The sequence below is a fragment of the Paenibacillus sp. D9 genome (assembly GCF_001188365.1).
Classification (GTDB): domain Bacteria; phylum Bacillota; class Bacilli; order Paenibacillales; family Paenibacillaceae; genus Paenibacillus_O; species Paenibacillus_O humicus.
The window spans coordinates 1,385,984-1,407,956 of sequence record NZ_JZEJ01000001.1 but is presented as its reverse complement, the minus strand read 5'-3'; the positions used below and the strand labels follow the sequence as shown (position 1 = coordinate 1,407,956).

Below are 21,973 nucleotides of genomic sequence, written 5' to 3'. Positions count from 1 at the left end.
CTATGCGAACAACAAAGTCCGCATGAAAACATACTTGGATATCTTAACATACAATAGGCTCTTGATCAACCATCGTTTGGCAGGCGGGACGCGGCGCCGCAAGGGGCAAGAGCAGGCGCATTTGCGAGAAAAACGAAGGGAAGAGCGTTTCAGGCTTCATAAACGGGCTGAAATATAGTACAATGGATGTCAGTCCTTGTTCCCAGGGAATAGTAGGGCGTGCAGCTTGCCAAGTTCTGCCCGATACGAAGGAGTGTGTAACCTGCCATGCCCATGCAGCTATCGACCGAATTAGGTAAAATTTTTGTAACTGACGATGTCATCGCCGTCATTGCGGGATCTGCGGCGCTCGAATGCTACGGGCTTGTCGGCATGGCCTCGCGCAAGCAGCTCAAGGACGGCATCGCCGAGCTGCTCAAGAGGGACAACCTTTCCCGCGGAGTGGAAGTGCGGCGCGAAAACGAAGAATTTCATATCGACTTGCATATCATTGTAAGCTACGGCACCCGGATTTCCGAGGTCGCCCATAATATCCAGACCAAAGTCAAATACGTGCTGAACGAAGTGATCGGCCTGAGGGTAGACCATGTCCATATTTTTGTCCAGGGCGTGCGGGTCATCAGTTAGTGGAAGGGGAAATTTTGCTTGGGAAAGCGCTTTATTAACGGTTCGGACTTCGCCGGTATGGTTTTGCTCGGTGCGGAGAATTTGCAGCGGGGCGCGGAACGCGTCAACGCTTTGAATGTATTCCCCGTTCCCGACGGCGATACGGGTACGAATATGAACTTGACGATGGCTTCCGGAGTGCGGGAGCTGCAGAATAAGAAATCGGACTCGGTGGGCCGTACGGCCGAGGCTTTGTCCAAAGGCCTGCTGATGGGCGCCCGAGGCAATTCCGGGGTCATTCTGTCCCAGCTTTTCCGCGGAACCGCAAAAGCGCTGGCCGGCCTGGACGAGGCAGGGCCGGTGCAATTCGCCGCCGCCCTGCAGCAAGGAGTGGACATGGCCTACAAGGCTGTCGTGAAGCCGGTCGAAGGCACGATCCTGACCGTCGCCAGGGAGACGGCCCGCCATGCCCAGACGGCAGCCCGCCGCACGGACGACATGGAATCCCTGATGAGGGAGGTGCTGTCTCAGGCCGAAGAGACGCTGCGGCGCACGCAGGAGATGCTTCCGGTGCTGAAGCAGGTCGGCGTCGTCGATTCCGGCGGCCAAGGGCTGGTGCTCATCTACGAGGGCTTTTTGGCCTACTTTGTCGAGAACCGGCTGCCTGTTCTTTCGGAAGCCGCCCCGGTCGAGGCCTTCCGCGAGCATGGCCGCTCCTCCGATCCCCTGCCGGTCTATTCTGCAAGTCAGCAGCCGGCAAGCCGCCCTGGAGCCAAAGCCCAGGCACGGCTTTCGACAAGCGAGATCGAATTTTTCTACGACATGGAATTCTTCATCAAGCCCAAGCTTGCGCTGCCGGGAGCTCCGGCCTTCGATGAAGAAGGCTATCGGCAGCAGCTGGCGAAGGACGGCGACTCCATTCTGGTCATCGCCGAAGACGACCTTATCAAGGTCCACGTCCACTCCCGCCGCCCAGGAGATGTGCTGAATCTGTCCCTTCCATACGGCGAGCTGACGGATTTCCATATCCTCAACATGAGGGAGCAGCACCGGGAGCTGCTCGGCGAGGATGCTTTCAACGAAGCGGTGCGCGGTCTGGACATGGCTTCGGACGAGGCGCTTGCCGTGGCGGAAGTGCTGGCGGGATCGGCTTCCGCTCTGCAGACGCCTCCGGAATCCGTTCATGAATGGGCTCCTTACGGCATTATCGCCGTCGCGATCGGAGACGGCATCTCCGGCATCTTTCTCGACAACAACGTCGATGTCGTGCTGTCCGGGGGACAGACGATGAATCCGAGCACCGAGGATTTCGTCAACGCGATCGAAGCGCTGCCGGCCGAGCATATTTACCTGCTCCCGAACAACAGCAACATCATTCTCGCCGCGGAGCAGGCAGCCGAGCTGTCCGGCCGCAGCGTCAGCGTCATTCCGACCCGTACGGTGCCGCAAGGCCTCGCGGCGGTGCTCGCTTTCAAGGAGAACGAAACGCCGGAGCGCAACAACGCCCTGATGGCCGGCGCGGCCAAGGCCGTACGGTCGGGGAGCGTCACGCAAGCTGTCCGCAACACCGAGATCGACGGCGTGGAAGTCCGCGAGGGCGATTACATCGGCATCTTCGAGAAGGCGATCGTCGTCTCGGAGCCGTCGCTCCTGGAGTCCTGCAAGGGGCTTGTCGGACGCCTGCTGGCGGATGGCGGCGACCTGCTGACCATCCTGACGGGAGAAGGCTCCACGGAAGAAGGCACGGAGGAGCTGGCGGCCTGGATCGCCGATGCCCATCCGGATGTCGAGCTTGAAGTGCATGAAGGCGGACAACCGCTTTACCCTTATTTGTTTGCCCTGGAATAACGGGGATACCGGCTGGAGGAAGGTTGCAACGGAATCGTCCTCCAGCTCAACAGCAGCAGTCCGTGGAGGTTGACGTAAATGACGACGAAGGTTCGGATAGTAACCGACAGTACAGCGGATATTCCTCGCGAAGTCCGGGAGCGGCTGAACATCGAGATGGTGCCGCTGCAGGTGCTCTTTGGAACGGAATCCTACCTGGATTCCGTAACGCTCCAGGCCGATGAATTCTACGAGAAGCTGGAGAAATTCAGCGGGCTGCCGACGACATCGCAGCCTTCCCCGTCCGAATTCATGGCCGTATACGAGAGGATTCTGGATGAATCTCCGGATGCGCCGATCATCTCCATCCATCTGTCCTCCCAGTTCAGCGGCACCTTCCAATCCGCTCTGCTTGCTCAATCGCTGATCGAGAGAGAGGCCGACATTACGGCCGTCGACTCCAAGTCGGCTTCCTACGGCAACGGCATGCTGGTCGTGAAGGCTGCCGAGATGGCCGAGGCCGGCGCGTCCAAGGAGGAGATTCTGGACGAAGTGTACCGGATGCGCAAGGAGACAGGGCTTTATTTCCTCGTGGATACGCTGGAATACCTTCAAAAAGGCGGACGGATCGGCAAAGCCTCGGCATTTTTCGGATCCATTCTCAATATCAAGCCGATCCTGTCCATCGATGACGAAGGCTCCATCACGCCTGTGGACAAGGTTCGAGGCACCAAAAAAGCCGTTCAGCGCGTCGTTGACCTGCTGAAGGAACAATTCGGCGACGATCCTGTGGCGGTCCACTTCGCCTGGGGATACCAAAGAGGCTCCGCACTCGATCTGTATGAAGCGATCAACGCTTCGTTCCAGATCCGCCATACGACCACCACAACGCTCGGTCCTGTCATCGGCGCCCATGTAGGCCCAGGTACCGCAGCGGTGTTCATGCAGAGAGCATGACCCATAATTCTCTTGCCCGGCTGGAAGAAATTCCGCTGAGGCAGATCAAAGGCGTGAGCGCTCCGAAGGAGCAGGAGCTTCACGCCTTTGGCATCTATACGGCAGCCGATCTGTTGAACTATTTTCCTTTCCGCTACGAGGATTATCGTCTCCGTTCCCTGGGAGAGGCGAAGGACGGCGAGAAGATCACCGTTCAGGGCGTCATCCGGGGGCTGCCGATGGTCGCCCGCTTCGGCAAGGGAAAAGCCCGCATCACCTGCAAGGCCGAGGTGGACGGGCAGCTGGTGACGGCCGTCTGGTTCAACCGGATGTTCCTCAAGGACCAGCTGACGCTGAGCCGTGAAATTACGCTCACGGGCAAATGGGATGCCCGCCGGATGCAGCTGACGGTGACCGATTCGGAATTTCCCGACAAGGGAGTCGCCAAAACAGGCACTCTGCAGCCGGTCTATTCGGTCGGAGGCGGGATAACGCAGGCATGGATGCGCAAGACGATCGGACAAGCGCTGGCTCAATACGGCAGCCTTCTGGAGGAGAACCTCCCGGAGAGGCTCGTGGCGAAGTACAAGCTCATGCCGAGAGCCGAAGCGGTGCTGCATATCCATCATCCCGAGCATCCGAAGGATGGGCAGGGAGCGCGCAGAAGGCTCGTCTACGAGGAGCTGTTCTTCTTCCAGCTCAAGCTGCAGGCATACCGGATGCTGAACCGCCGCCGCGCGGACGGCATCGTCCACCGGGTCGATCCGGAGGTCATCCGTCAGTTCGCGGCATCGCTGCCGTTCGAGCTGACGGATGCCCAGAAGAAGGTCGTCAATGAGATTCTTGCCGACATGCGCCAGCCCCATGCGATGAACCGGCTGCTGCAGGGCGACGTCGGCGCGGGCAAGACGGTCGTCGCCGCCATCGCTTTGCTTGCGGCCGTCAAGGCCGGGCATCAGGGAGCGCTCATGGTGCCGACGGAAATATTGGCGGAGCAGCATATGAGGTCTCTGACGAGGCTTTACGAATCGGCAGGCGTCCAGACCGGGCTGCTTACCGGCAGCGTAGGGGAGCGCAAGCGCCGCGATCTGCTCGCCGGGCTGCAGATGGGGCTCATCGACGTGCTGATCGGGACGCATGCGCTGATTCAGGACGACGTCGTCTTCCGCTCGCTTGGGCTCGTCGTCACGGATGAGCAGCATCGGTTCGGAGTCAATCAGCGCAGCGTGCTCAGGCGCAAGGGGCCGAGTCCGGATGTGCTGACGATGACGGCGACGCCGATTCCGCGCACGCTCGCCATAACGGCGTTCGGCGACATGGACGTGTCCACGATCAAGGAACGCCCGAAGGGCCGCATTCCGATCAAGACCTATTGGGTCAAGCATGCCATGATGGACCGGGTGTTCGGCTTCATCCGCAGGGAGACGGCGGAGGGACGGCAGGCTTATGTCATCTGTCCGCTCATCGAGGAATCGGAGAAGCTGGACGTGCAGAATGCGATCGATCAGTTCGTGCAGCTGCAGCAGGCTTTCCCGGATTTGAAGGTCGGCCTGCTGCATGGCAGGATGACTACGGCCGAGAAGGATGAGGTCATGCGGGCGTTCGGCGAGAACGAGCTGCAGGTGCTCGTCGCGACGACGGTCGTGGAGGTCGGTGTCGACGTTCCCAACGCGACGCTGATGATCATCATGGATGCGGAGCGCTTCGGCCTCTCGCAGCTGCATCAGCTGCGCGGCCGGGTAGGGCGCGGAGCCCATGCCTCTTTCTGCGTGCTCGTCGCGGATCCGAAGACCGAGACCGGCCGCGAGCGGATGGCCGTCATGCAGGAGACCGACGACGGCTTCGAGGTGGCGCGGCGGGATCTGGAGCTGAGAGGTCCCGGCGATTTCTTCGGCACGAAGCAGAGCGGCCTGCCGGACTTCAAGCTGGCCGATATGGCCGCTGACTTCGCCGTGCTGGAGGCCGCGCGGGACGATGCGGCCGACATCGCCGCCGAGCCTGATTTCTGGACTGCGCCGGCCTATGCCGACATGCGTGCGATGCTTGCCAAGGATCCGATTTTCCAGGGAGCCCAGCTCGATTGAGTCTTGGCGTTTTCGTCCTTGAAGCAGCAGCTGCCAAGGATCCGATGTTTCATGATGCAGCTCTAGGGCGGAACATCGACATCGGTGCCATGCCATTCTTGTCCCATCCGGGTCCTGCCCCGCAGCTGCTTGCCGGCTGCGGGGCGTTTTTGCCTCCCGTGCGCATATTTCGGCTATGTCAGGAAACTCTCGGATGGGCCCGGCATAGGATAACATCGGTGGTTTTGGGATGTTGCCCGACCAAATCGATGGAGGTGCCTGGCTGCATGAGCTACGTAAAGTACGGGATACGGCCCGAATTCGTGGAACGAGTCAAGCTGAAGCTGAAAAATCCGGCAGTGAAGGATCGCATCAAGCTGCTTGTGAACGGAATTACGAAGTACGATCTGGCCGACCGCGCCAAAGTGAAAAAGCTGGTCCGCAACGGTGCCAGCATCCTGCAGGAAAAGCTGACGGATACTCAGGAGGAGCAGCTGGTGCAGTTCGTGCTGAGCCTCAAGATCGATCCGAACAATACGTTCCACCTCATCAAGCTATGGGGAATGTTTCGCTGATCGGGACGAAGCGCCCGTACCTTCCGGCAATCCGCTCCGTCATTGCATGGATGCCGCTTGGGCGTTGGGAATATAGACACGAGCGAATTTTGGCCGGCAGCGGCAAGGGAAAAGCGTTGAATTTCGGGCGGAACACCCGGCATTCAGCGTTTTTTTGTGCTTGAAGAGCTCGCATAAGCATTCCTGATGACTGGCATAGAGGATCTGAATTTCACATCTCTCCCCGACTGTCCTATAGTGAAGTCAACAACAGGACGGAAGGTGAACGGTTTGACACAGGTTCAGGTACAGATACAGGCGGCATTCAAGCAGCTGCCCGGAAACAAGGGGTTCGCCTTCGGGCTTTTCCTGACGGCTACGCTGGCGGCTGCGGCGAAAATGATCGTCGAGCTGCCGGGATTCCAGGTATTCGGTCCGCTGGTGCTGGCTATCGTGCTTGGCATGGCCTACCGGCATTTTGCGGGAGGAGTGCCGGCGGCGGCAGGGGCGGGCATCTCGTTCGCCTCGAAGACGCTGCTGCGGGCGGGCATCGTCCTGCTCGGCATGAGGCTGAATCTCGGCGACATCGTGTCGGCCGGCCCCCGGGTGCTCGCGATCGACATCATCCATATCGCGGTGACGATTCCATTCGTAGCCTGGATCGCTTCACGTCTGGGCACGAGCCGGAATCTGGGACTGCTCACCGCCTGCGGAACCGCTATCTGCGGCGCGGCGGCAGTCGCGGCCATATCGCCGCAGCTCAAGGCCAAGGAGGAGGAGACGGCTGCGGCTGCAGCCGTCGTCGCAATTCTCGGCACCATCTTTACGCTGCTCTACACGCTGCTCTATCCGGTGCTTGGAATGAGCGCTTCAGGATACGGAATCTTCTCCGGCTCGACGCTGCACGAGGTCGCCCATGTGCTGGCCGCTGCAGCTCCGGGCGGACGCGAGGCGGTCGACATGGCTGTCGTCGTCAAGCTTGCCCGCGTGGCGATGCTGGTTCCGGTCGCGCTGCTGCTCGGCATGTGGTCGGTCAGGAAAAGCCGCAAGAGCGGCATAGACGGAACGGCGACAAAAACGCCCGTTGCGATACCATGGTTTATTTTCGGATTTCTGGCCGTCAGCGCCATCCATACGACAGGATTGGTTCCGGAGGAAGCCGCTTCCGCTCTTGTCACGGCGGCTTACCTGCTGATCGCCATGGCGATGGCGGGGCTCGGACTGGGCGTAGACGTCAAGATGTTCAGGCGGCTTGGACCAAAGGCCTTCGCGGCGGGGCTTGCCGGCTCGGTGCTGCTGACGGCGATCGGTTTCGGCCTGGTCCATCTGCTCGGGCTCGCGCAGGGCTGAGCCGGCGCTCCTCTAGGGCTGGACGCTGCATTGGCACAAGGATGGATAGAAGGGCGGCTTCGGTTCCGGGGGCCGCCTTTTGATTTGATTTTCATCTTGATGGTCAACCTATGAATGCGTCTCCATATTGCGCGTCAAGGTGTATAATGGGCGGTGGAGGTGTACATACATGACATATATTGAAGATGGAGCCGTCGTTTTGTTTCAGGGCGACAGCATTACCGACGCCGGACGCGACCGCAGCCAGGGAGACAGCCTCGGTTCCGGTTATGCTCTGATGGCAGCAGCGCAGTTCGGAAGAAAGCACCCGACCAAGGACGTGAAGTTCCTCAACAGAGGCGTCGGGGGAGATCGCGTCGTCGACCTCGCCGGCCGGTGGGAGGAGGACTGCCTGGAGCTGCGCCCGTCCTGGCTGTCGGTCTATATCGGCATCAACGATACTTGGAGACGCTTCGACAGCGGCGTGCCGCTGAGCGCGGAAGAATACCGGGACACGTATCGTTCCATCCTGGAACGAGCGCTGGAGAAGAACGCTCCGAAGCTCATTCTGGTGGAGCCGTTCGTGCTGCCGGTAAATGAGGGACAGAAGGCGTGGCGCGAGGATCTGGATCCTAAGATCCAGGCCGTGCGCGAGCTTGCAGGAGAATACAAGGCCCTTTATGTACCGCTCGACGGCCTGTTCGCCCAAGCGGCGGCCGCGACAGGACCGGAATACTGGGCCCCGGACGGCGTCCATCCTTCCCCGGCGGGCAACGCGCTGATCGCCGAGGCCTGGCTGAATGCGGTGAAGGCGTAACTTTCTTTTCATGTGCGGAAAAGAAAAGAAAGATATTGGAGCGCAACTGCCGCAAGCACAGGCAGCGGCAGGCCATTCGGCTTGAGAGCGGAGCCGGACTCTGAATGCGGAACGCTCAACAACGAACAGAAGCCCGCCGGAAGAGGCGGGCTTCTGCCTTTTCTTTTGCCTTGTCTGCCTGCAGGGAAGGCGGTCAAGGCCGCTTCTGCCGCAAGCCTGCATCAGGCAAGCGGACGCAGCTTCTTCTTGAAGCCGGCTTCGCGGCGGAATCCGACCGATTCATAGAAGGCATGCGCTTCGCTGCGGTGGGCGCCGGATACGAGAATCATGTACGTGCATTGATGCGCGTTGGCGAAGCTTTCCAGATCCGCCATCAGCTTTCTTCCGACGCCGCCTCCCCGGCAATGGGCCGATACAACGACGTTCTCGATCAGCAAATAGGGGCGGAGGCCGCCGACGAGATCGGGGCAGAGGATGCCCATCGCCGTGCCGACGAGCCGCTCTCCGTCGGAGGCAACGGCTACCCGGATGCTGTCGTTGCCGGCCATGCGGTCCAGCCGCTCCGCCAGAGCCGCCGGATCGGTATCCGTCCCGGTCAGCTCCAGCAGCAATTCCGCCAGGGACGAGGCATCCGCAGGCACGGCGCTGCGCAGTTCGATCGAATTCAGCATCGTTGTCGAGGCCGCCTTTCTCAGTTGAAGCATCTTTCTACAGCATACCAAAATCGGCTTTATCCGTCTTGTCCCGAAGGAAGAAGCCGCTCTAAGCCGAATAGAAGAGACGGAGAACGAGTAGCGGACATCGACTATGGTCCTATGAGCGCTTGTTTGGAGAGGAGAAGATGCCGTGAGCGGATCTCTGCATGAATGGATGGATCCACTGGGACTGCCGGATGTCGATGAGCCCGCCCGGCTCCTGGCCCAGTGCATGTACGCAGGAGGCGACGCGGAGAGGCCGCATCGTGTCCTGCAGCAGTACCGCGAGGATCGGGAGCTTCACTTGGCCGGCCTCGGCGAGGGCGGCAGGCTGATCGGCATTGCCGGTTATCGGGCGCCTTCCCATCGCGACGCCGTGCTGCTGCATCTTGCGGTGAGTCCGGAGCTGAGGGGAGGCGGGGCGGGCAGGCGGCTGGTATCCCGCTGTCTGCAGGCGGCGAGGAATGGCGTTTTGCGGGCCGAGACCGACGCCGATGCGGTTGAATTTTACCGGAAGCTCGGCTTCGATATCCGCAGCCTGGGAGAGAAATATCCTGGTGTGGAACGCTTCGACTGCACGCTCCGCCGTTATGTCCCGAGGAAGGCGGACAGCGGGGACTTCTCCGTTGTTTCCGCATGGCCGGCGAGCCGCAGCGAGGCGTTTTATATGTTCCCTAAGGGCGGATATCCATTGCGTGCCGACGAGCTGGAGGCGGCTGCGGCTGAAGACATCCATCCGACGCTGCTGACCGAAGCCGCGGACGGGACGCCTGCCGCATATGCGAATCTGTACGAGTCGGAAGGCAAGCTCTGGCTCGGCAATGTCATCGTCAGTCCGGATTACCGCGGCAAGGGAGCCGCCGCAGCTCTCCTGGAAGCGATGGAAGCGGCAGCCGCGGAGCGGGTGCGGGAGCTTCATCTGACCTGCCACGGTCCGAATGGCAAGGCTCTGTTGTTCTTTGCCGGCGCAGGCTGGATGCCTTGGGACATCCGCAGGATGGAGGGACCGGATGGAACGCCGATCGCGGCCGTTCGTATGAGGAAGCTGCTGACACATCATTGACGATCGAAAGGATGATGAAAATGGGACGCTGGGAATATAAAACGCTCAAGCATCAATTCGGAGGCTGGACAGGCACGAAAATCAACATCGAAGATCTCGACGGACGGCTGAACCTGCTTGGAGCCGAAGGGTGGGAGCTGGCCTCATCCTTCGATACGAGCCGTTACGAGGGCGCTTCGACGGGAATTGTGATGATTTTCAAGCGATGGGTGGAGGCATGACCGGCAGCAGGGAGGAAGCCCGATTCGGCGGCAGGCTGAGGATGGACTTCGACGAAAGCCTGCAAGATTCCGGCGAAGCCTTCTCAGGCTGGGACTTCGGATATTTGACCGCAACCGGCCGCATGATCGAATATCCTCTTCCATGGAGTTACCGCAATCTGCTGGAGCCTTATAAAAGAGCCGCTTCCTCCATGCTCGACATGGGCACGGGCGGAGGGGAGTTCCTGCAGCGGCTGAAGCCGCTGCCTCCCGATACCCGGGCGACGGAAGGCCATCTGCCCAATGTGGAGGTCGCGCGCCGGCGGCTGGAAGAGGAAGGCGTGCAAGTGGCCTGCATCGAGAGCGACGAGGACCTCCCCTATGGAGATGAATCGTTCGACTTGATCATCAACCGGCATGAGTCGTACTGCGCTGCCGAGCTCCATCGCTTGTTGAAGCCCGGAGGCATATTCATCACCCAACAGGTAGGCGGCAGCAACGACCGCGAGTTCAACGAGCGCCTCGGGCAGGCGCCGCCGGCCCACGCGGACTGGACGCTGGACCGGACACGCGGCGAGCTGGAAGCGGCGGGCTTGCAGCTGATCTGGCAGGACGAGGTTCTCACGCACACCCGATTTTACGATATCGGGGCTGTCGTCTGCTATTTGACTATAATCGAATGGCAGGTCGTTGGCTTCTCTCCATCCACGCACCGCGATGCGCTGAAAGAGATCCATGATGAAATCGAAAGGCGGGGCTGGCTGGATGTCACCTGCCATCGATTCGTGCTTGCGGCAGCCAAGCCGGCATGACGCTGCGGCGGGCAGCAACGGAAGGTGAAGGGCGGCTGACGGAGCCGGCAGCCGGGGAGTATCCTTGAGAGCTGTCATGGAAGCTCTCGAAAAGCGAAAAGCCTTTCGGATGTCCGAAAGGCTTTTCGAGTTCAATCCACCAGCGGCTCGATGCAGTCGCGCGTGTCGTTTTTGACGCTGCCGACGCCCGCGCCGACCGGATAGGCGGCCATCTCTTCCTCCGGATAGGGGACGAGCAGCGGCGACAGGCGGGACGCATCCTGGACGCCGCGGTCAAGCCACAGAGGCTCGTCCTCCCGCCGGAGGATGACCGGCATCCGGTCGTGAATGGAGGCCATCAGCCCGTTCGGAGACGTCGTAAGCACCGTACAGGTGGACAATCGTTCGCCGGCCGGCGACACCCACGTCTCATAGAGGCCGGCCATGGCAAAGGGCTCCCGGCTGCGGAGCGTAATTCGCATCGGCTGCTTGCCCGATTCCGTGCGCTGCCACTCGTAGAAGCCGTCGGCAGGAATGAGGCAGCGCTTGCGGCGAAGCGCATCCCGGAACGCCGGTTTGGCGGCGGCCGTTTCGGCTCTGGCGTTGAGCATGCGGCTGCCGATCTTCGGATCGTCGGCCCAAGGCGGGACCAGTCCCCACTTCAGCTCGCCCAGCCGGTTGCGCTTGCCGTCGCTGACGACGGCCATGACCATCTGGCCTGGGGCGACGTTGTAGCGGGGCTCCAGCTGCGGGATCGTCGTTTCCCCGATCAAAAATCGGAGCATGAGCTCTTCGAGCGTGACGGTCAGCGTATAACGTCCGCACATGGTTGTCCCTCCTCGAAAATGGAATGGCTTCGAAAGCAGGCTGTTCGCAGCGCTGCAGCTTCCTTTAGCATAGTATGTCTGCCGGCTTTCGGCAAATCGCATCAGCGGGAGCGTTGGGCCCGGCATCAAGCTTCCGCCGCCCGTCTCCGGCCTGTCGCCGATGAACGGTTGTTCGAGGATTAAGCAGATAGCTTTCCGACTATACTGGGAACAGAGAGATTCGGTGCGGGAGGAAGACGGGCATATGAAGGAAAGCAAGGCCGGAAACGAGAACGGACAACGGCATCGGCCCGGAAAGCAGGACGATGTCGCCGATATCCGGGAAACGGGGGACGGAGGGGGGGCGGATGGCGGCATGGAAGCCGCGTCTGAAGTCAAAAGCGCTCCAGCCCCCCGCAGGCATCCGCTGCTCAGGCTGCTCCTGCTGCCGGCGGCGCTGCCTCTGGCGGCGGCAGCCTATGCGGCCGCCAAACGGCGCAGCCGCCGGGCTTCCCGCGAGCTGGCGGAGCGGGCCGCTCCGCTGACGCTGACCGCTCCGTCGGTCGCGGAGCTCCGTGCCGCATGGCAGAAGCTGGAGCGGACTGCCGCCAAGAAAGCCTCCTTTCCCGCCCCGGGCTGGCTGGCGCACCCACATGCCGTCTCCGGCAAGCAAGCCGCCCTGCCGTCGCCCGATCCGGCATGGGCGATCGAAGCTGCGGCCGCGCCGGGAACGCCGCCCCAAGCAGCCGGTCCTGCCGGCGATGCCGCGCTTCTGCAGCGCATCCGTGCCGAGACCGCGCGGATGAACCGCAACAACTTGACGCGGACGGAAGCCTACCGCCAGTTCTATCTGCGGCGCCCGGAGGTTCACTGGGCGCTGCTGGCCCATATGGTGAGCCGCAACGGCGGCTGGAACATGACCGATCTGCAGGCCGAATGGCTGCCCAGGCTGCTCGACACCGCCAAGCGAAGGGCATGCTTCGGAATGCTGGAGAGAGCCAATGCGCTTATTTTCCATGACGCTTATGCCCAGCTGCTTCTCTACGAGGAGAGCAGGCGAAGCGGGCGCAGCCTGCTGCATCTGCTGCCGGCGCTCGGAGTGTCGGCCTTCATGCGGCCTGTCTGGCAGCAGTTCCTCCGCACGGGCGATGCGGTGCCGCTGACGATCGGTCTGATCGTGAACGAGCAGAACTTCATCGAGAGCCGGGTCGTCCAGAACGCCTACTATCGGCGCAAGGTGCTGGGCACATTCTACTTCGGCATGCAGTCGGTGCTGCAGCTGAACCAGGTCGTGTTTCCTTACGGCCGGGACGAGAGCGGAGAACCGCTGCTCGCAGGGCTTATTCTCGAGGACTTCTCCGATCTCAAGGAGCGGATCGAGTTCGGCAAGCGGCTGTACGCGCTGCTGTTCGGAGTTCCCGGGGTGGCGGAGGGCGTCCTTGAGTTCGCCAAGAAAACCCGCCATACCGGGTCGCGGAGCGACTACGCCCCTGCGATGTACGCATCTGTACGACGCTCCCCGCCAACCGCCGCCTACCGGGAACGCCTCTCCGGCGGACGGCTGCGCGACGGCGCGGAGCCCCTCTACAGCCCGCCGCTCCAAGCGGCCTGGTCGGACCGTCCCGTCGATGATCCGGAGCCGGGGGACTGGTTTGCGGGCACCGCTTCCGTCCTGCCGTATTTCCGCGGCTTGCCGCTGCCGCATCCATTCGAGATGACGGCCGACTACCGCATCGCGCTCGGCAAGGTGGAGCTTGCCGTGCTTGCCGCGCAAGCAGCCGGAGCCGCGGCCAAGCCGGTTCCATGGACGACACCGTCCGCAGAGGAAGAGAGCATGGACTAGGTCGTCCAGCCGGCTCCGGATTGCATCCGGACCGGCTTTTTTTGTCTTGCCGGCATGCCGCGGGCATCCGACGAACGGCCGCTCGGGCAGCCGCAGCCGAAGCAATCACCTGTTCGCTTGGCGTCCGGAGGGCGATGTCGTATGATAAAAGCACAACCGAGATCAAGCTCTGCCATCCAATTCCAGCTTCGGGCGGTGAGACGATGGGAAGCAGACGGTTTTTCAGCCTCAGATCCAAAGTTCTGCTGTTCGCCGTGGCGGTGGCCGTCATTCCGCTTGTAATTGTAAGCGGTTTCTCGACCTTCGAATCGACGAAGCTCATTCAGAGCCAGGTCGCCCAGCTGAAGCTGGAAAGCGCGCGTGCCGTCTCCAGCCATCTCGACATGATGATGAACGACGTCAATACCATTTCCCTGAATCTCATCCAGAATCGGGATGTGTCCGCTTATCTGTCCTCGAAGGATCCTGCCGCCAGGCAAAAACAGCTCTCGCGCATCCTGTCCATCTGCAACGAGCAAGCCTTCAACAAACCTTATCTGTTTTCGATTTATTTGCAGGATCTCGCCGAAAAGGGCATTGACACCAGGGGCGCGCTCAACGCCATCCCTCCCGACCGCCTGCTTCGCGCCAAGGAACGGAAAGGAGGCGACAGCTGGTATCCCGACAGCGTCTACGTCCAGAACAAGGAAATCAAGGTCATCACGATGATCCGAGACATCCGGGATATCAACGATGTCGGCCGCTCGCTGGGCGTGCTTAAGATCAATATTCCGCAAAGCAGCATCCTGGAGCTGTACCGCAGCAGCATGCCGGGAGAGAGTCCGTTTTATTTGCTGGACGGAAGCCGGATCGTGCTCACCTCGGAGGAGTTTCATCCGGATGGAGGCAGCAGTCCTCCGCCGCTGCCGCCAGGAGGGCTCGGCTCCGCAAGCGAAGGGCAGTACGTCGCAGAGCTGGACGGAGAGAGCTATTTGGCGGTATACGACCGGATGAGCCGTCCGGACTGGCATATCGTGGAATTGACGCCGCTGCGGCAAATAGCGGAGCCTGCAGCGGTGATCCGGCGCTTCGCTTACGCCTCCATGCTGGCCAGCCTGGCCGTATGCCTGGCCTTCATCCTCATCTTCGGATCCAAGGTGTTGAAGCCGCTGAAGAAAATCCGGGAGCTTATGCGCCATGTGGAGCGTGAGAACTTCGGCGGGCAGATGGAGGTGAAGGGCAGCGACGAGATCGCGCTGCTGTCGCATGGATTCAACCGGATGTCGCGCAAGCTGGATGAGTTGATCAACGAGGTCCATGTGTCGCGGATGAAGCAGAAGGATGCCGAGCTGAAGGCGCTCGAGGAGCAGATCAATCCCCATTTCCTCTACAATACGCTGGACATGATCTATTGGATGTGCCGGATGGAGCGCGCCTTCGAGACGTCGCTCATGATCAATTCCCTGTCCCAGCTGTTCCGGATCGGCCTGAACAGCGGCAGCCGCTTCACGACCGTCGAGAAGGAAGTCGAGCATATCCGCCATTACATGGCGATCCAGCAGAAGCGGCATGACGGCGGAATCCGGTTTCTGGAAGAGATCGATCCGTCCGTCCTTTCCTGCAAGGTGACGAAAATCGTGCTGCAGCCTCTCGTGGAAAATGCGGTCCGCCACGGCATCGAGCCGGGAGGCGGGGAGGGCAGGATCCGGCTGCGGATCTACCGCCAGGGAGCCGATCTTCTCTATGAGGTCGCCGATGACGGGGCCGGAGCGGATGAGCAGGAGATTCTCTCTCGGCTGGAAGCATGCGAGTCCGGCAAGGGAAACGGGAAGGAGGGAGGGCTTGGCTTGACGAATATCCGCGATCGGATCCGGCTGAACTACGGCACCGGCTATGGAATCGATTTCCGGAGCATTCCGGGGAAAGGCACAGTCGTTACCGTGCGCCAGCCATGCACAGAGGGGGAGGCTGTCCATGTTCAAGGTCATGCTGGTTGACGATGAGAAGATGGTGCGCAAAGGAATACGGATGTCCATCGATTGGCAGCGTTACGGCGTCGTAATCGCCTCCGAGGCGCGCGACGGCGCGGAAGCTCTGGAGAAGCTGCGGGAGGAGCCGGTCGACCTCATCCTCTCGGATATCCGGATGCCGGTCATGTCGGGCATCGAGCTGGCGCGCACCGTCAAGCAGCAGTATCCGGACGTGGAAATGGTGCTGCTGAGCGGTTATGAAGACTTTGCCTGCGCCAAGGAGGCGATGGCGCTCGGCATCCGGCATTACCTGCTCAAGCCGGTGCTGGCCGACAATCTGGTGGAGACCGTATCGGGACTGCGCGACGAGGAGAAGGAGCGCAGGCTCCGGCGGCAGGGAGAGCAGCTCAGGGGACAGCTGCTCCGGGCGAGCGCTCCTCTGCTTAAGTCGAGGCTGGTCGCGGGGATGCTGGAAGGCAGGATCGGCAGGCAGGAGCTTCTCGAGCAGGCACGGCTGCTGGGCATGGAGCTGGGAGGGCCTCCCTATACCGTATTCGCGGCCGAAGTGGACGGCTACCGGCAGCTGCAGGAACGTCTCACTCCCTCGGAGCTGGACGCTTACGGATATGCCTTGCTGAACATCGCCGAGGAAACGCTCGCCGCAGCCCCGGGAAGCCCGGTCTGCATAACGGCGATCCGCCCTGGCAGGCTCGCAGGAATCCTCCCTATGCCGAGCGGGAAGCTTTCTTTGGATGCATTGGAACGGGTCGCGGCAAATGTCCATGCTTGTCTGGGCGTTTCCATTGCGGTTGGCGCCTCTCTGCCGGTCTGCGGTCTTGAGGACGCGGGACGAGGTTTCGTTGAAGCGCTGGCTGCCCTTCGCCAGAAGGCTGCTGCCGCCGGGGGAGGAGTCGCGGTGTATAAGAGCTCCCATCCGGAAGCTCGGCAGCCGGAAGATGCGCAGGCTGCACTTGCAAGCGAGGGGGATCAGCAAACTTGCGCGGAGGAGACTGTCCGCAAGCCTTGCGCCGCGAGCCGCCTCGTCAAGGAAGTCATCCGCTTCGCCGCCGAGAACGGCGACAAGCCGATCGGATTGGCGGAAGCGGCCGACCATGCGGGAGTGACGGCAGCTCATCTAAGCAAGGTGTTCAAGGAAGAGACGGGAACGACCTTCATCAAGTGGCTGACGAGGCATCGGATGGAGGAAGCGCAGCGGATGCTGCGGGACAGCCGACTGAGGACGGCGGACATCGCCTGCAAGGTCGGCTACCAGGATTATAAGTACTTCTCGCTGATGTTCAAGAAGCATGCGGGGATGTCCCCTCGGGATTACCGCAATCGATAGCCGCCAGAAGGCAGGGGGAGAGTCGTTCATGCTCAAGCGGATTGCGGCGGCGCTGCTGCTTGCGGTTCTCATACCGGCCGCCGCCGGCTGCAGGAGCGGTCCGTTGCCGCTGCCGTCTGCAGCCCCTGCTGCCGGGACGGGCGAGCCGCTGCGGATCGCGCTCACGGATTCCTGGCTGCCCACCTCTACGGCAGCCGTCGATGTCGTCCATCGCGAGCTGGTGGACCAGTTCCGCCGGGAGCATCCCGGCCTAGAGCTGAAGGAGGATGTGCTGGACAACAACGCCTTGAAGCTGAAAATCAAGACGCTCGCAGCCGGCAACGCGCTGCCCGACGTCTTCATGGTTCTCGGCTCGGATGCCCGGATGCTGCTCGGCAACGGCTTGATCCAGCCGGTGGACGACTTTCTGGCGGCCGATCCTTCCTGGGGCGGAGGATTCAGGCCCGAGGCCTTCGACGACTTCACCTTCGGCGGCAGGCGGGCAGCTGTCCCGATGCAGATTACGGCGACCTCGCTCGTATTCTACAACAGCCGCATGTTTCGGGAAGCGGGCTACGAGCATTTCCCGGGAAGCTGGGAGGAGCTCCTCCAGGCGCTGGAAACGATCAAGAAGCGCGGCTATACACCGATTTCGTTCGGCAACAGGGATGCCTGGGTAGGAGGCTCGTGCCTGTTCAGCACGCTGGCGGAGCGCTATGTCGGGGAAGCCTGGATCAATGATGCCGTAGCCGGAACCGCCGCATACACGGACGCCCCGTTCGTGGAGGCGCTTCGCGCCGTTCGCAGCTTGGCCGATCAAGGGCTGCTTAACGCCGACCGGGGAACGCTCGACAACGTGCAGCAGCGGGAGCTGTACTATCAGGGCAAAGCGGCGGTCGTGCTGGAGGGAGGCTGGGCCGTATCCTCGTTCGCCGCAGATGCGCCTCCGGCCATAGCAGCTGAGACCAAGCTGGCGCTGCTGCCCGCCGTACGGGCCGGGCAGGAAGGAGCCGGCCTTGCGGTATCCGGCGGTTCCGGCTGGGGACTTGCCTTCAAGGCCGGCCTGAGCGGGGACCGTCTTGAAGCCGCATTGGAGCTTGTGAAGCTGCTCACCGGCTCGGAACAGGCCAATCGGGCCGCCGAGAGCGGCGACTTGTCCGGCTCGTATCCGAACGAATACGACGAGAGCGCTTCGACGCCGCTGTTCCGGGAATATCTGTCCTTGATGCGGCAGGTCCGCCTGACGCCGGTATTCGATGTGCGGCTGCCCGCGGGCGTTACCGAGGCGATGTACGCCGGCATTCAGGAGCTGCTGCGGCCGGATTCGGAGCTGACGCCGGAGGCGCTGGCCGCCAGAATTCAATCAGCCGCAGACGCAGGAGGATAGATGCGCGCTTGAAGAAGGGGGGTTGCGGGACGATGAGGGGAAGAAGTGCGGATAGGATCGGCGATTATGAGCGGATGACGATTCAAGCGGAGATCTTGTTCAAGACGGATGAACGGGGAACGATGACCGCGGTCAATGAGCCGTCCGGTTCGGCGGCGCCGCTTATTTTCCTCGGCAGAACGGCGGAGGGAGACGTCGTCCGCTTCGGCGAGGATTTCCCGGACGATCAGCGGGAGGCTTTTGACCGTGATTTCGGGAAAGGCCGGCCAGGGCTGGGGCTTGGAGAACTGATTCGGAGATGGAATGGGATCCGGGAGTTGACGTCGATCTGGATGGGGCCGGCTTATCTGTTCAGGAATCCTGTTCAGGCAGCGGGCGGAGCCATCCGCATTACGAGCGAGAACAGGAGCCTGCTTGATTCCGGATTTCCGGGCTTGGCCGAAGGACTGGAGGAACGCCAACCGGTTTTTGCCGTTGTCGAAGACGGGCTGGCCGTGTCGGTCTGCTTCAGCGCAAGAAAAGGCCTCCTTGGAGCGGAGGCCGGACTGGAGACGCTGCCGGGCCATCGAGGCCGGGGGCTCGCGATCCGGTGCGCGAAAGCCTGGGCCCAGGCGCTGCAGGCAGACGGCATGCTGCCATTTTACAGCACCTCATGGGACAACTTCGCTTCGCAGTCGGTCGCACGCAAGCTGGGCCTGCATGCATACGGCGTGGATATCCACGTTCGTTAGAGCCTTCAAGTCTCGGCGTAGAAAGGAATCAAAAAAGAGGACCCGCGGGGGTCCTCTTTTGCCTTAGAAAATGACATTCCGTACTAGTACTAGCAAAGGAACGCGCGCGTAATGATGACGAGCAGAATGAAGAGGACCAGGATTGCTGCCGTGCTCATTCCAAATCCGCCGTAACCGCAGCCTACGCCTTCTCCGCCGACGACTCCATAAGACATTTGTCATTTCTCCCTTCGGTAGACTGCGATATCCTATGCCTGCCGTTCCGGTTATGGCTGGACTCCGAGAGAAATGGGCGTGAAAATGGGCCCTTCCGCTTGAGGAGATCACGCCGACCCTAGCATAAGCACAAATATACCTCCCGTCCAAACATCGCTGCCGGTAGATACATAAGGTAGGGTAGACTCAAGTGAAGGGGGAAATGGAAGATGTCTGAAGTCGGCCACGTCAAATCGATCAGCACAGCCGCTGTTCTGGTCCTGTTCATTCTGCTGGTCATCGTAAGCGCCTCTTTCCTGTACTAATCAGGTAAAATCAGCTTTCCACATGAAGACGCGGAACGAAAGCTTCCGCGTTTTTTCATTTTCCGTTTCCGTTTCGGCATGGCGGACGGGACGTCCCGATTCCCCGGCAGCGGTCTATAAAACTGCGGAATACCCTAGCATAAGCACAAATATTCCTCCCGTCCAAACGTCGTGCATGGGAGATACATAAGGTAGAGTAGCAAGAACGAAAGGGGAAATGAAAAATGTCCGAATATGGTCATGGCAGACTCAGCACAGGCGCCATTCTGGTCCTGTTCATCCTGCTGGTCATCGTAACCGCATCTTTCCTGTACTAATCAGGTAAAAATCAGCTTTCCACATGAAGACGCGGAACGAAAGCTTCCGCGTTTTTTCATTTTCCGTTTCCATTTCAGCATGGCGGCTGCGCCGTCCCGCCCCCCCTGCAGCTGTCTATAAAACTGCGGAATACCCTAGCATAAGCACAAATATACTTCCCGTCCAAACATCGCTGCCGGTAAATACATAAGGTAGGGTAGACTCAAGTGAAGGGGGAAATGGAAGATGTCTGAAGTCGGCCACGTCAAATCGATCAGCACAGCCGCTGTTCTGGTCCTGTTCATTCTGCTGGTCATCGTAAGCGCCTCTTTCCTGTACTAATCAGGTAAAAATCAGCTTTCCACATGAAGACGCGGAGCGAAAGCTTCCGCGTTTTTTCATTTTCCGTTTCCGTTTCGGCATGGCGGATGGGACGTCCGATTCCCCTGCAGCGGTCTACAAAACTGCGGAATACCCTATCATAAGCACAAATATTCCTCCCGTCCAAACGTCGTGCATGGGAGATACATAAGGTAGAGTAGCAAGAACGAAAGGGGAAATGAAAAATGTCCGAATATGGTCATGGCAGACTCAGCACAGGCGCCATCCTGGTCCTGTTCATCCTGCTGGTCATCGTAACCGCATCTTTCCTGTACTAGTTCAAGGAGCGGATGAGGGCGCATGGGGAGACGCGGAAGGCAAATTCCGCGTCTTTTTCATTTCGGTTCAGGCTTCCGCCTTGCTCCGGATCGCCGTGCAGGAGGGGACGGCTGTCTATGAATCTGCCGGCTCCCCTAGCATAAGCACAATTATACTTCCCGTCCAAACGTCGCGTCCGGGAGATACATAACGTAGAGTAGAACTTGTGAAAGGGGTTTTGAATCATGTCGGAAGCTGGCTATGGCAATGCTTACTCCAGCACAGGCGCCATCCTGGTCCTGTATGTGCTTCTCGTCATCGTCGTTAGTTCTTTCATGTACTGATCCGGTTCAAAAGGGTGCTTCAAAGGAACAGGCGCGGAATGCTAGATTCCGCGTCTTTTTGATTTGGTTCCGATGCATACGGTCCATCCGGGCACCCGGCTGCCGCTGCCTCTGTTGGACGATTCAAGGGAGATGCTCAAGCATGCGGGCAGCGACCGCATCAGCTTCTCGTTGGCGCTCAAGGATGGAACCTCTTCATGATCGGCTTTTATACAGGCAACAACAGCTTTTCGGCTGGCGCCTACGGTACCGAAGAGCTGAAAAGGCTCCCTGTCGGCGAACGGCAGCGGATCAAGAAAGCAGCCGGAATGTACATTTTTTTCGTGGAGCCGTGAGGGACGGAGCTTCAGCTCCGGCGCATTGAGCGGGGGCTATTTGCCGTTTTCGGGAAGGGAGCGACTGTCCTTCATTCGGTTGGCGCAACTAAGCCTCCATAGCATTTCTTTGGCTTGATTGCGATGGCAGCCGGATGCCCATGCACGCCTTCTGCCCGATGCATAGTTGATATAGCATCTCCCTCAAAAGGCTGTGAACAGATGATGCCCGATCGGTTATCCCAACGAATGAAAGCCGCTTGCCGCGGCAAAAAAATTTCGCCTGTCCTCGCTAACGCAGGCTGGACCTCGTCGAACTGGAGCGGGTACGCGGCAACCGGCAGCAAAGGCGCGTTCCGAAGCATCTCCGCTTCCTGGACCGTGCCGCTCGTGCTGCCCTCGGCGCGATCCTCGTATTCCTCCGCCTGGATCGGCATCGACGGCTACAACAACAGCTGCCTGATCCAGACCGGAACCGAGCATGAGTACGTGAACGGCAAAGCGAACTATTACGCCTGGTGGGAAATACTGCCTCAGGCCGAGACGAGGATCAAGCTGCCGGTATGTCCCGGAGACCTCATCGAGGCTTCCATCGTCAAGCTGAGCCTGTCCAAATGGCTCATCCGGCTGCGCAACGCCACCCGCGGCTGGCTGTTCCGGACCGTTCAGGCTTATAAGGGGCCGCAGACGTCGGCGGAGTGGATTGTAGAAGCTCCGGCCATCGGCGGAGTCATCACCCGTATGGCCCGCTTGACCCCGGCAGCTTTCCGCCGCTGCCGTCTCAACGGCCGCAATCCGAAGCTGACTGTGGCGGAGCGGGGCATCATGGTTCAGAAAGGCCTTGTCACGGCGGTTTCTTGCCGTCCGAACCGCGCCGGGGACGCATTCCTTGTCCGCAGCGTTCGCCTGCGCATCCCGGCGGCCGACGTTTCCTGAG

25 protein-coding genes are annotated in these 21,973 nt (G+C 60.6%); 22 read left to right on the top strand and 3 right to left on the bottom strand.

The window, feature by feature from the left end; all coding sequences use genetic code 11:
* Positions 1 to 267 precede the first annotated feature (267 nt).
* The 7 genes from VE23_RS06550 (at position 268) to VE23_RS06520 (ending at position 8,132) form a co-directional block, all read left to right on the top strand.
* On the top strand, positions 268 to 627 hold the full coding sequence (locus VE23_RS06550) for an Asp23/Gls24 family envelope stress response protein (RefSeq protein WP_049867603.1): 360 nt from the start codon (positions 268 to 270) through the stop codon (positions 625 to 627).
* An 18-nt stretch (positions 628 to 645) separates the two neighbouring features.
* Complete coding sequence (locus VE23_RS06545) at positions 646 to 2,454, top strand: DAK2 domain-containing protein (RefSeq protein WP_021879095.1); 1,809 nt, start codon at positions 646 to 648, stop codon at positions 2,452 to 2,454.
* Between the two features lie 78 nt (positions 2,455 to 2,532).
* A complete protein-coding gene (locus VE23_RS06540) occupies positions 2,533 to 3,390 on the top strand; it encodes a DegV family protein (RefSeq protein ID WP_048748285.1) in 858 nt (285 codons plus the stop codon).
* Complete coding sequence (gene recG, locus VE23_RS06535) at positions 3,387 to 5,453, top strand: ATP-dependent DNA helicase RecG (protein ID WP_021879097.1); 2,067 nt, start codon at positions 3,387 to 3,389, stop codon at positions 5,451 to 5,453. The genes VE23_RS06540 and recG overlap by 4 nt, the downstream gene beginning before the upstream one ends.
* 266 nt (positions 5,454 to 5,719) lie before the next feature.
* Positions 5,720 to 6,007: a stage VI sporulation protein F gene (locus VE23_RS06530; protein ID WP_021879098.1), complete on the top strand. Its 288-nt coding sequence runs from the start codon at positions 5,720 to 5,722 to the stop codon at positions 6,005 to 6,007.
* A 291-nt stretch (positions 6,008 to 6,298) separates the two neighbouring features.
* On the top strand, positions 6,299 to 7,336 hold the full coding sequence (locus tag VE23_RS06525) for a YeiH family protein (protein ID WP_048748289.1): 1,038 nt from the start codon (positions 6,299 to 6,301) through the stop codon (positions 7,334 to 7,336).
* 169 nt (positions 7,337 to 7,505) lie between these two features.
* Entirely contained in the window at positions 7,506 to 8,132 is a 627-nt protein-coding gene (locus VE23_RS06520) for an SGNH/GDSL hydrolase family protein (RefSeq protein WP_048748284.1), read from the top strand.
* A 221-nt stretch (positions 8,133 to 8,353) separates the two neighbouring features.
* On the opposite strand, the gene VE23_RS06515 is transcribed toward VE23_RS06520, so the two are convergent.
* Positions 8,354 to 8,803 carry a GNAT family N-acetyltransferase gene (locus VE23_RS06515; RefSeq protein WP_048748283.1) on the bottom strand — a complete coding sequence of 150 codons (450 nt, stop codon included), beginning with the start codon at positions 8,801 to 8,803 and terminating at the stop codon, positions 8,354 to 8,356.
* A 175-nt stretch (positions 8,804 to 8,978) separates the two neighbouring features.
* Between VE23_RS06515 and VE23_RS06510 the strand changes: the two genes are divergently transcribed.
* Genes VE23_RS06510 through VE23_RS06500 form a run of 3 tightly spaced genes read left to right on the top strand, consistent with a single transcriptional unit; the run spans position 8,979 to position 10,902 of the window.
* A complete protein-coding gene (locus VE23_RS06510) occupies positions 8,979 to 9,890 on the top strand; it encodes a GNAT family N-acetyltransferase (protein WP_048748282.1) in 912 nt (303 codons plus the stop codon).
* Positions 9,891 to 9,910: 20 nt separating this feature from the next.
* Complete coding sequence (locus VE23_RS06505; protein ID WP_048748288.1) at positions 9,911 to 10,111, top strand: DUF4177 domain-containing protein; 201 nt, start codon at positions 9,911 to 9,913, stop codon at positions 10,109 to 10,111.
* On the top strand, positions 10,108 to 10,902 hold the full coding sequence (locus tag VE23_RS06500; protein WP_049867602.1) for a class I SAM-dependent methyltransferase: 795 nt from the start codon (positions 10,108 to 10,110) through the stop codon (positions 10,900 to 10,902). Before VE23_RS06505 ends, VE23_RS06500 begins: the two co-directional genes overlap by 4 nt.
* A 131-nt stretch (positions 10,903 to 11,033) precedes the next feature.
* Here the strand turns inward: VE23_RS06500 and VE23_RS06495 are convergent, their stop codons facing one another.
* Entirely contained in the window at positions 11,034 to 11,708 is a 675-nt protein-coding gene (locus VE23_RS06495) for an SOS response-associated peptidase (RefSeq protein WP_049867601.1), read from the bottom strand.
* Positions 11,709 to 11,952: 244 nt separating this feature from the next.
* Between VE23_RS06495 and VE23_RS06490 the strand changes: the two genes are divergently transcribed.
* The 5 genes from VE23_RS06490 (at position 11,953) to VE23_RS06470 (ending at position 18,921) form a co-directional block, all read left to right on the top strand.
* Positions 11,953 to 13,530, top strand: coding sequence for a DUF2515 family protein (locus tag VE23_RS06490; RefSeq protein WP_069202435.1), 1,578 nt, complete (start codon positions 11,953 to 11,955; stop codon positions 13,528 to 13,530).
* A 203-nt stretch (positions 13,531 to 13,733) separates the two neighbouring features.
* Complete coding sequence (locus VE23_RS06485) at positions 13,734 to 15,506, top strand: cache domain-containing sensor histidine kinase (protein WP_048746618.1); 1,773 nt, start codon at positions 13,734 to 13,736, stop codon at positions 15,504 to 15,506.
* A complete protein-coding gene (locus VE23_RS06480; RefSeq protein ID WP_049867600.1) occupies positions 15,484 to 16,824 on the top strand; it encodes a response regulator in 1,341 nt (446 codons plus the stop codon). The genes VE23_RS06485 and VE23_RS06480 overlap by 23 nt, the downstream gene beginning before the upstream one ends.
* 28 nt (positions 16,825 to 16,852) lie before the next feature.
* Positions 16,853 to 18,190 carry an ABC transporter substrate-binding protein gene (locus tag VE23_RS06475; RefSeq protein ID WP_049867599.1) on the top strand — a complete coding sequence of 446 codons (1,338 nt, stop codon included), beginning with the start codon at positions 16,853 to 16,855 and terminating at the stop codon, positions 18,188 to 18,190.
* A gap of 32 nt (positions 18,191 to 18,222) precedes the next feature.
* Entirely contained in the window at positions 18,223 to 18,921 is a 699-nt protein-coding gene (locus VE23_RS06470) for a GNAT family N-acetyltransferase (RefSeq protein WP_049867598.1), read from the top strand.
* Positions 18,922 to 19,010: 89 nt separating this feature from the next.
* Here VE23_RS06470 and VE23_RS27295 read toward each other — a convergent pair whose 3' ends face one another.
* The gene (locus tag VE23_RS27295; RefSeq protein ID WP_021882580.1) at positions 19,011 to 19,136 is read right to left on the bottom strand and encodes a hypothetical protein; all 126 of its coding nucleotides are present in this window, start codon (positions 19,134 to 19,136) and stop codon (positions 19,011 to 19,013) included.
* A 210-nt stretch (positions 19,137 to 19,346) separates the two neighbouring features.
* Between VE23_RS27295 and VE23_RS26390 the strand changes: the two genes are divergently transcribed.
* The 7 genes from VE23_RS26390 (at position 19,347) to VE23_RS06465 (ending at position 21,972) form a co-directional block, all read left to right on the top strand.
* Positions 19,347 to 19,442 (top strand): YjcZ family sporulation protein, encoded by a 96-nt coding sequence (locus tag VE23_RS26390; RefSeq protein ID WP_121234964.1) that lies wholly within the window; start codon positions 19,347 to 19,349, stop codon positions 19,440 to 19,442.
* 224 nt (positions 19,443 to 19,666) lie between these two features.
* Entirely contained in the window at positions 19,667 to 19,759 is a 93-nt protein-coding gene (locus tag VE23_RS25720; protein WP_083436430.1) for a YjcZ family sporulation protein, read from the top strand.
* 226 nt (positions 19,760 to 19,985) lie between these two features.
* Positions 19,986 to 20,081, top strand: a complete 96-nt coding sequence (locus VE23_RS26385; RefSeq protein WP_121234964.1) for a YjcZ family sporulation protein — start codon at positions 19,986 to 19,988, stop codon at positions 20,079 to 20,081.
* A gap of 224 nt (positions 20,082 to 20,305) precedes the next feature.
* Positions 20,306 to 20,398, top strand: a complete 93-nt coding sequence (locus tag VE23_RS25715) for a YjcZ family sporulation protein (RefSeq protein ID WP_083436430.1) — start codon at positions 20,306 to 20,308, stop codon at positions 20,396 to 20,398.
* Positions 20,399 to 20,623: 225 nt separating this feature from the next.
* Complete coding sequence (locus VE23_RS27290) at positions 20,624 to 20,722, top strand: YjcZ family sporulation protein (protein WP_232313028.1); 99 nt, start codon at positions 20,624 to 20,626, stop codon at positions 20,720 to 20,722.
* A 197-nt stretch (positions 20,723 to 20,919) separates the two neighbouring features.
* The gene (locus VE23_RS26380) at positions 20,920 to 21,057 is read left to right on the top strand and encodes a hypothetical protein (RefSeq protein ID WP_021879332.1); all 138 of its coding nucleotides are present in this window, start codon (positions 20,920 to 20,922) and stop codon (positions 21,055 to 21,057) included.
* A 228-nt stretch (positions 21,058 to 21,285) separates the two neighbouring features.
* On the top strand, positions 21,286 to 21,972 hold the full coding sequence (locus VE23_RS06465) for a G1 family glutamic endopeptidase (RefSeq protein WP_069202434.1): 687 nt from the start codon (positions 21,286 to 21,288) through the stop codon (positions 21,970 to 21,972).
* The last annotated feature ends 1 nt before the right edge of the window (position 21,973 follow it).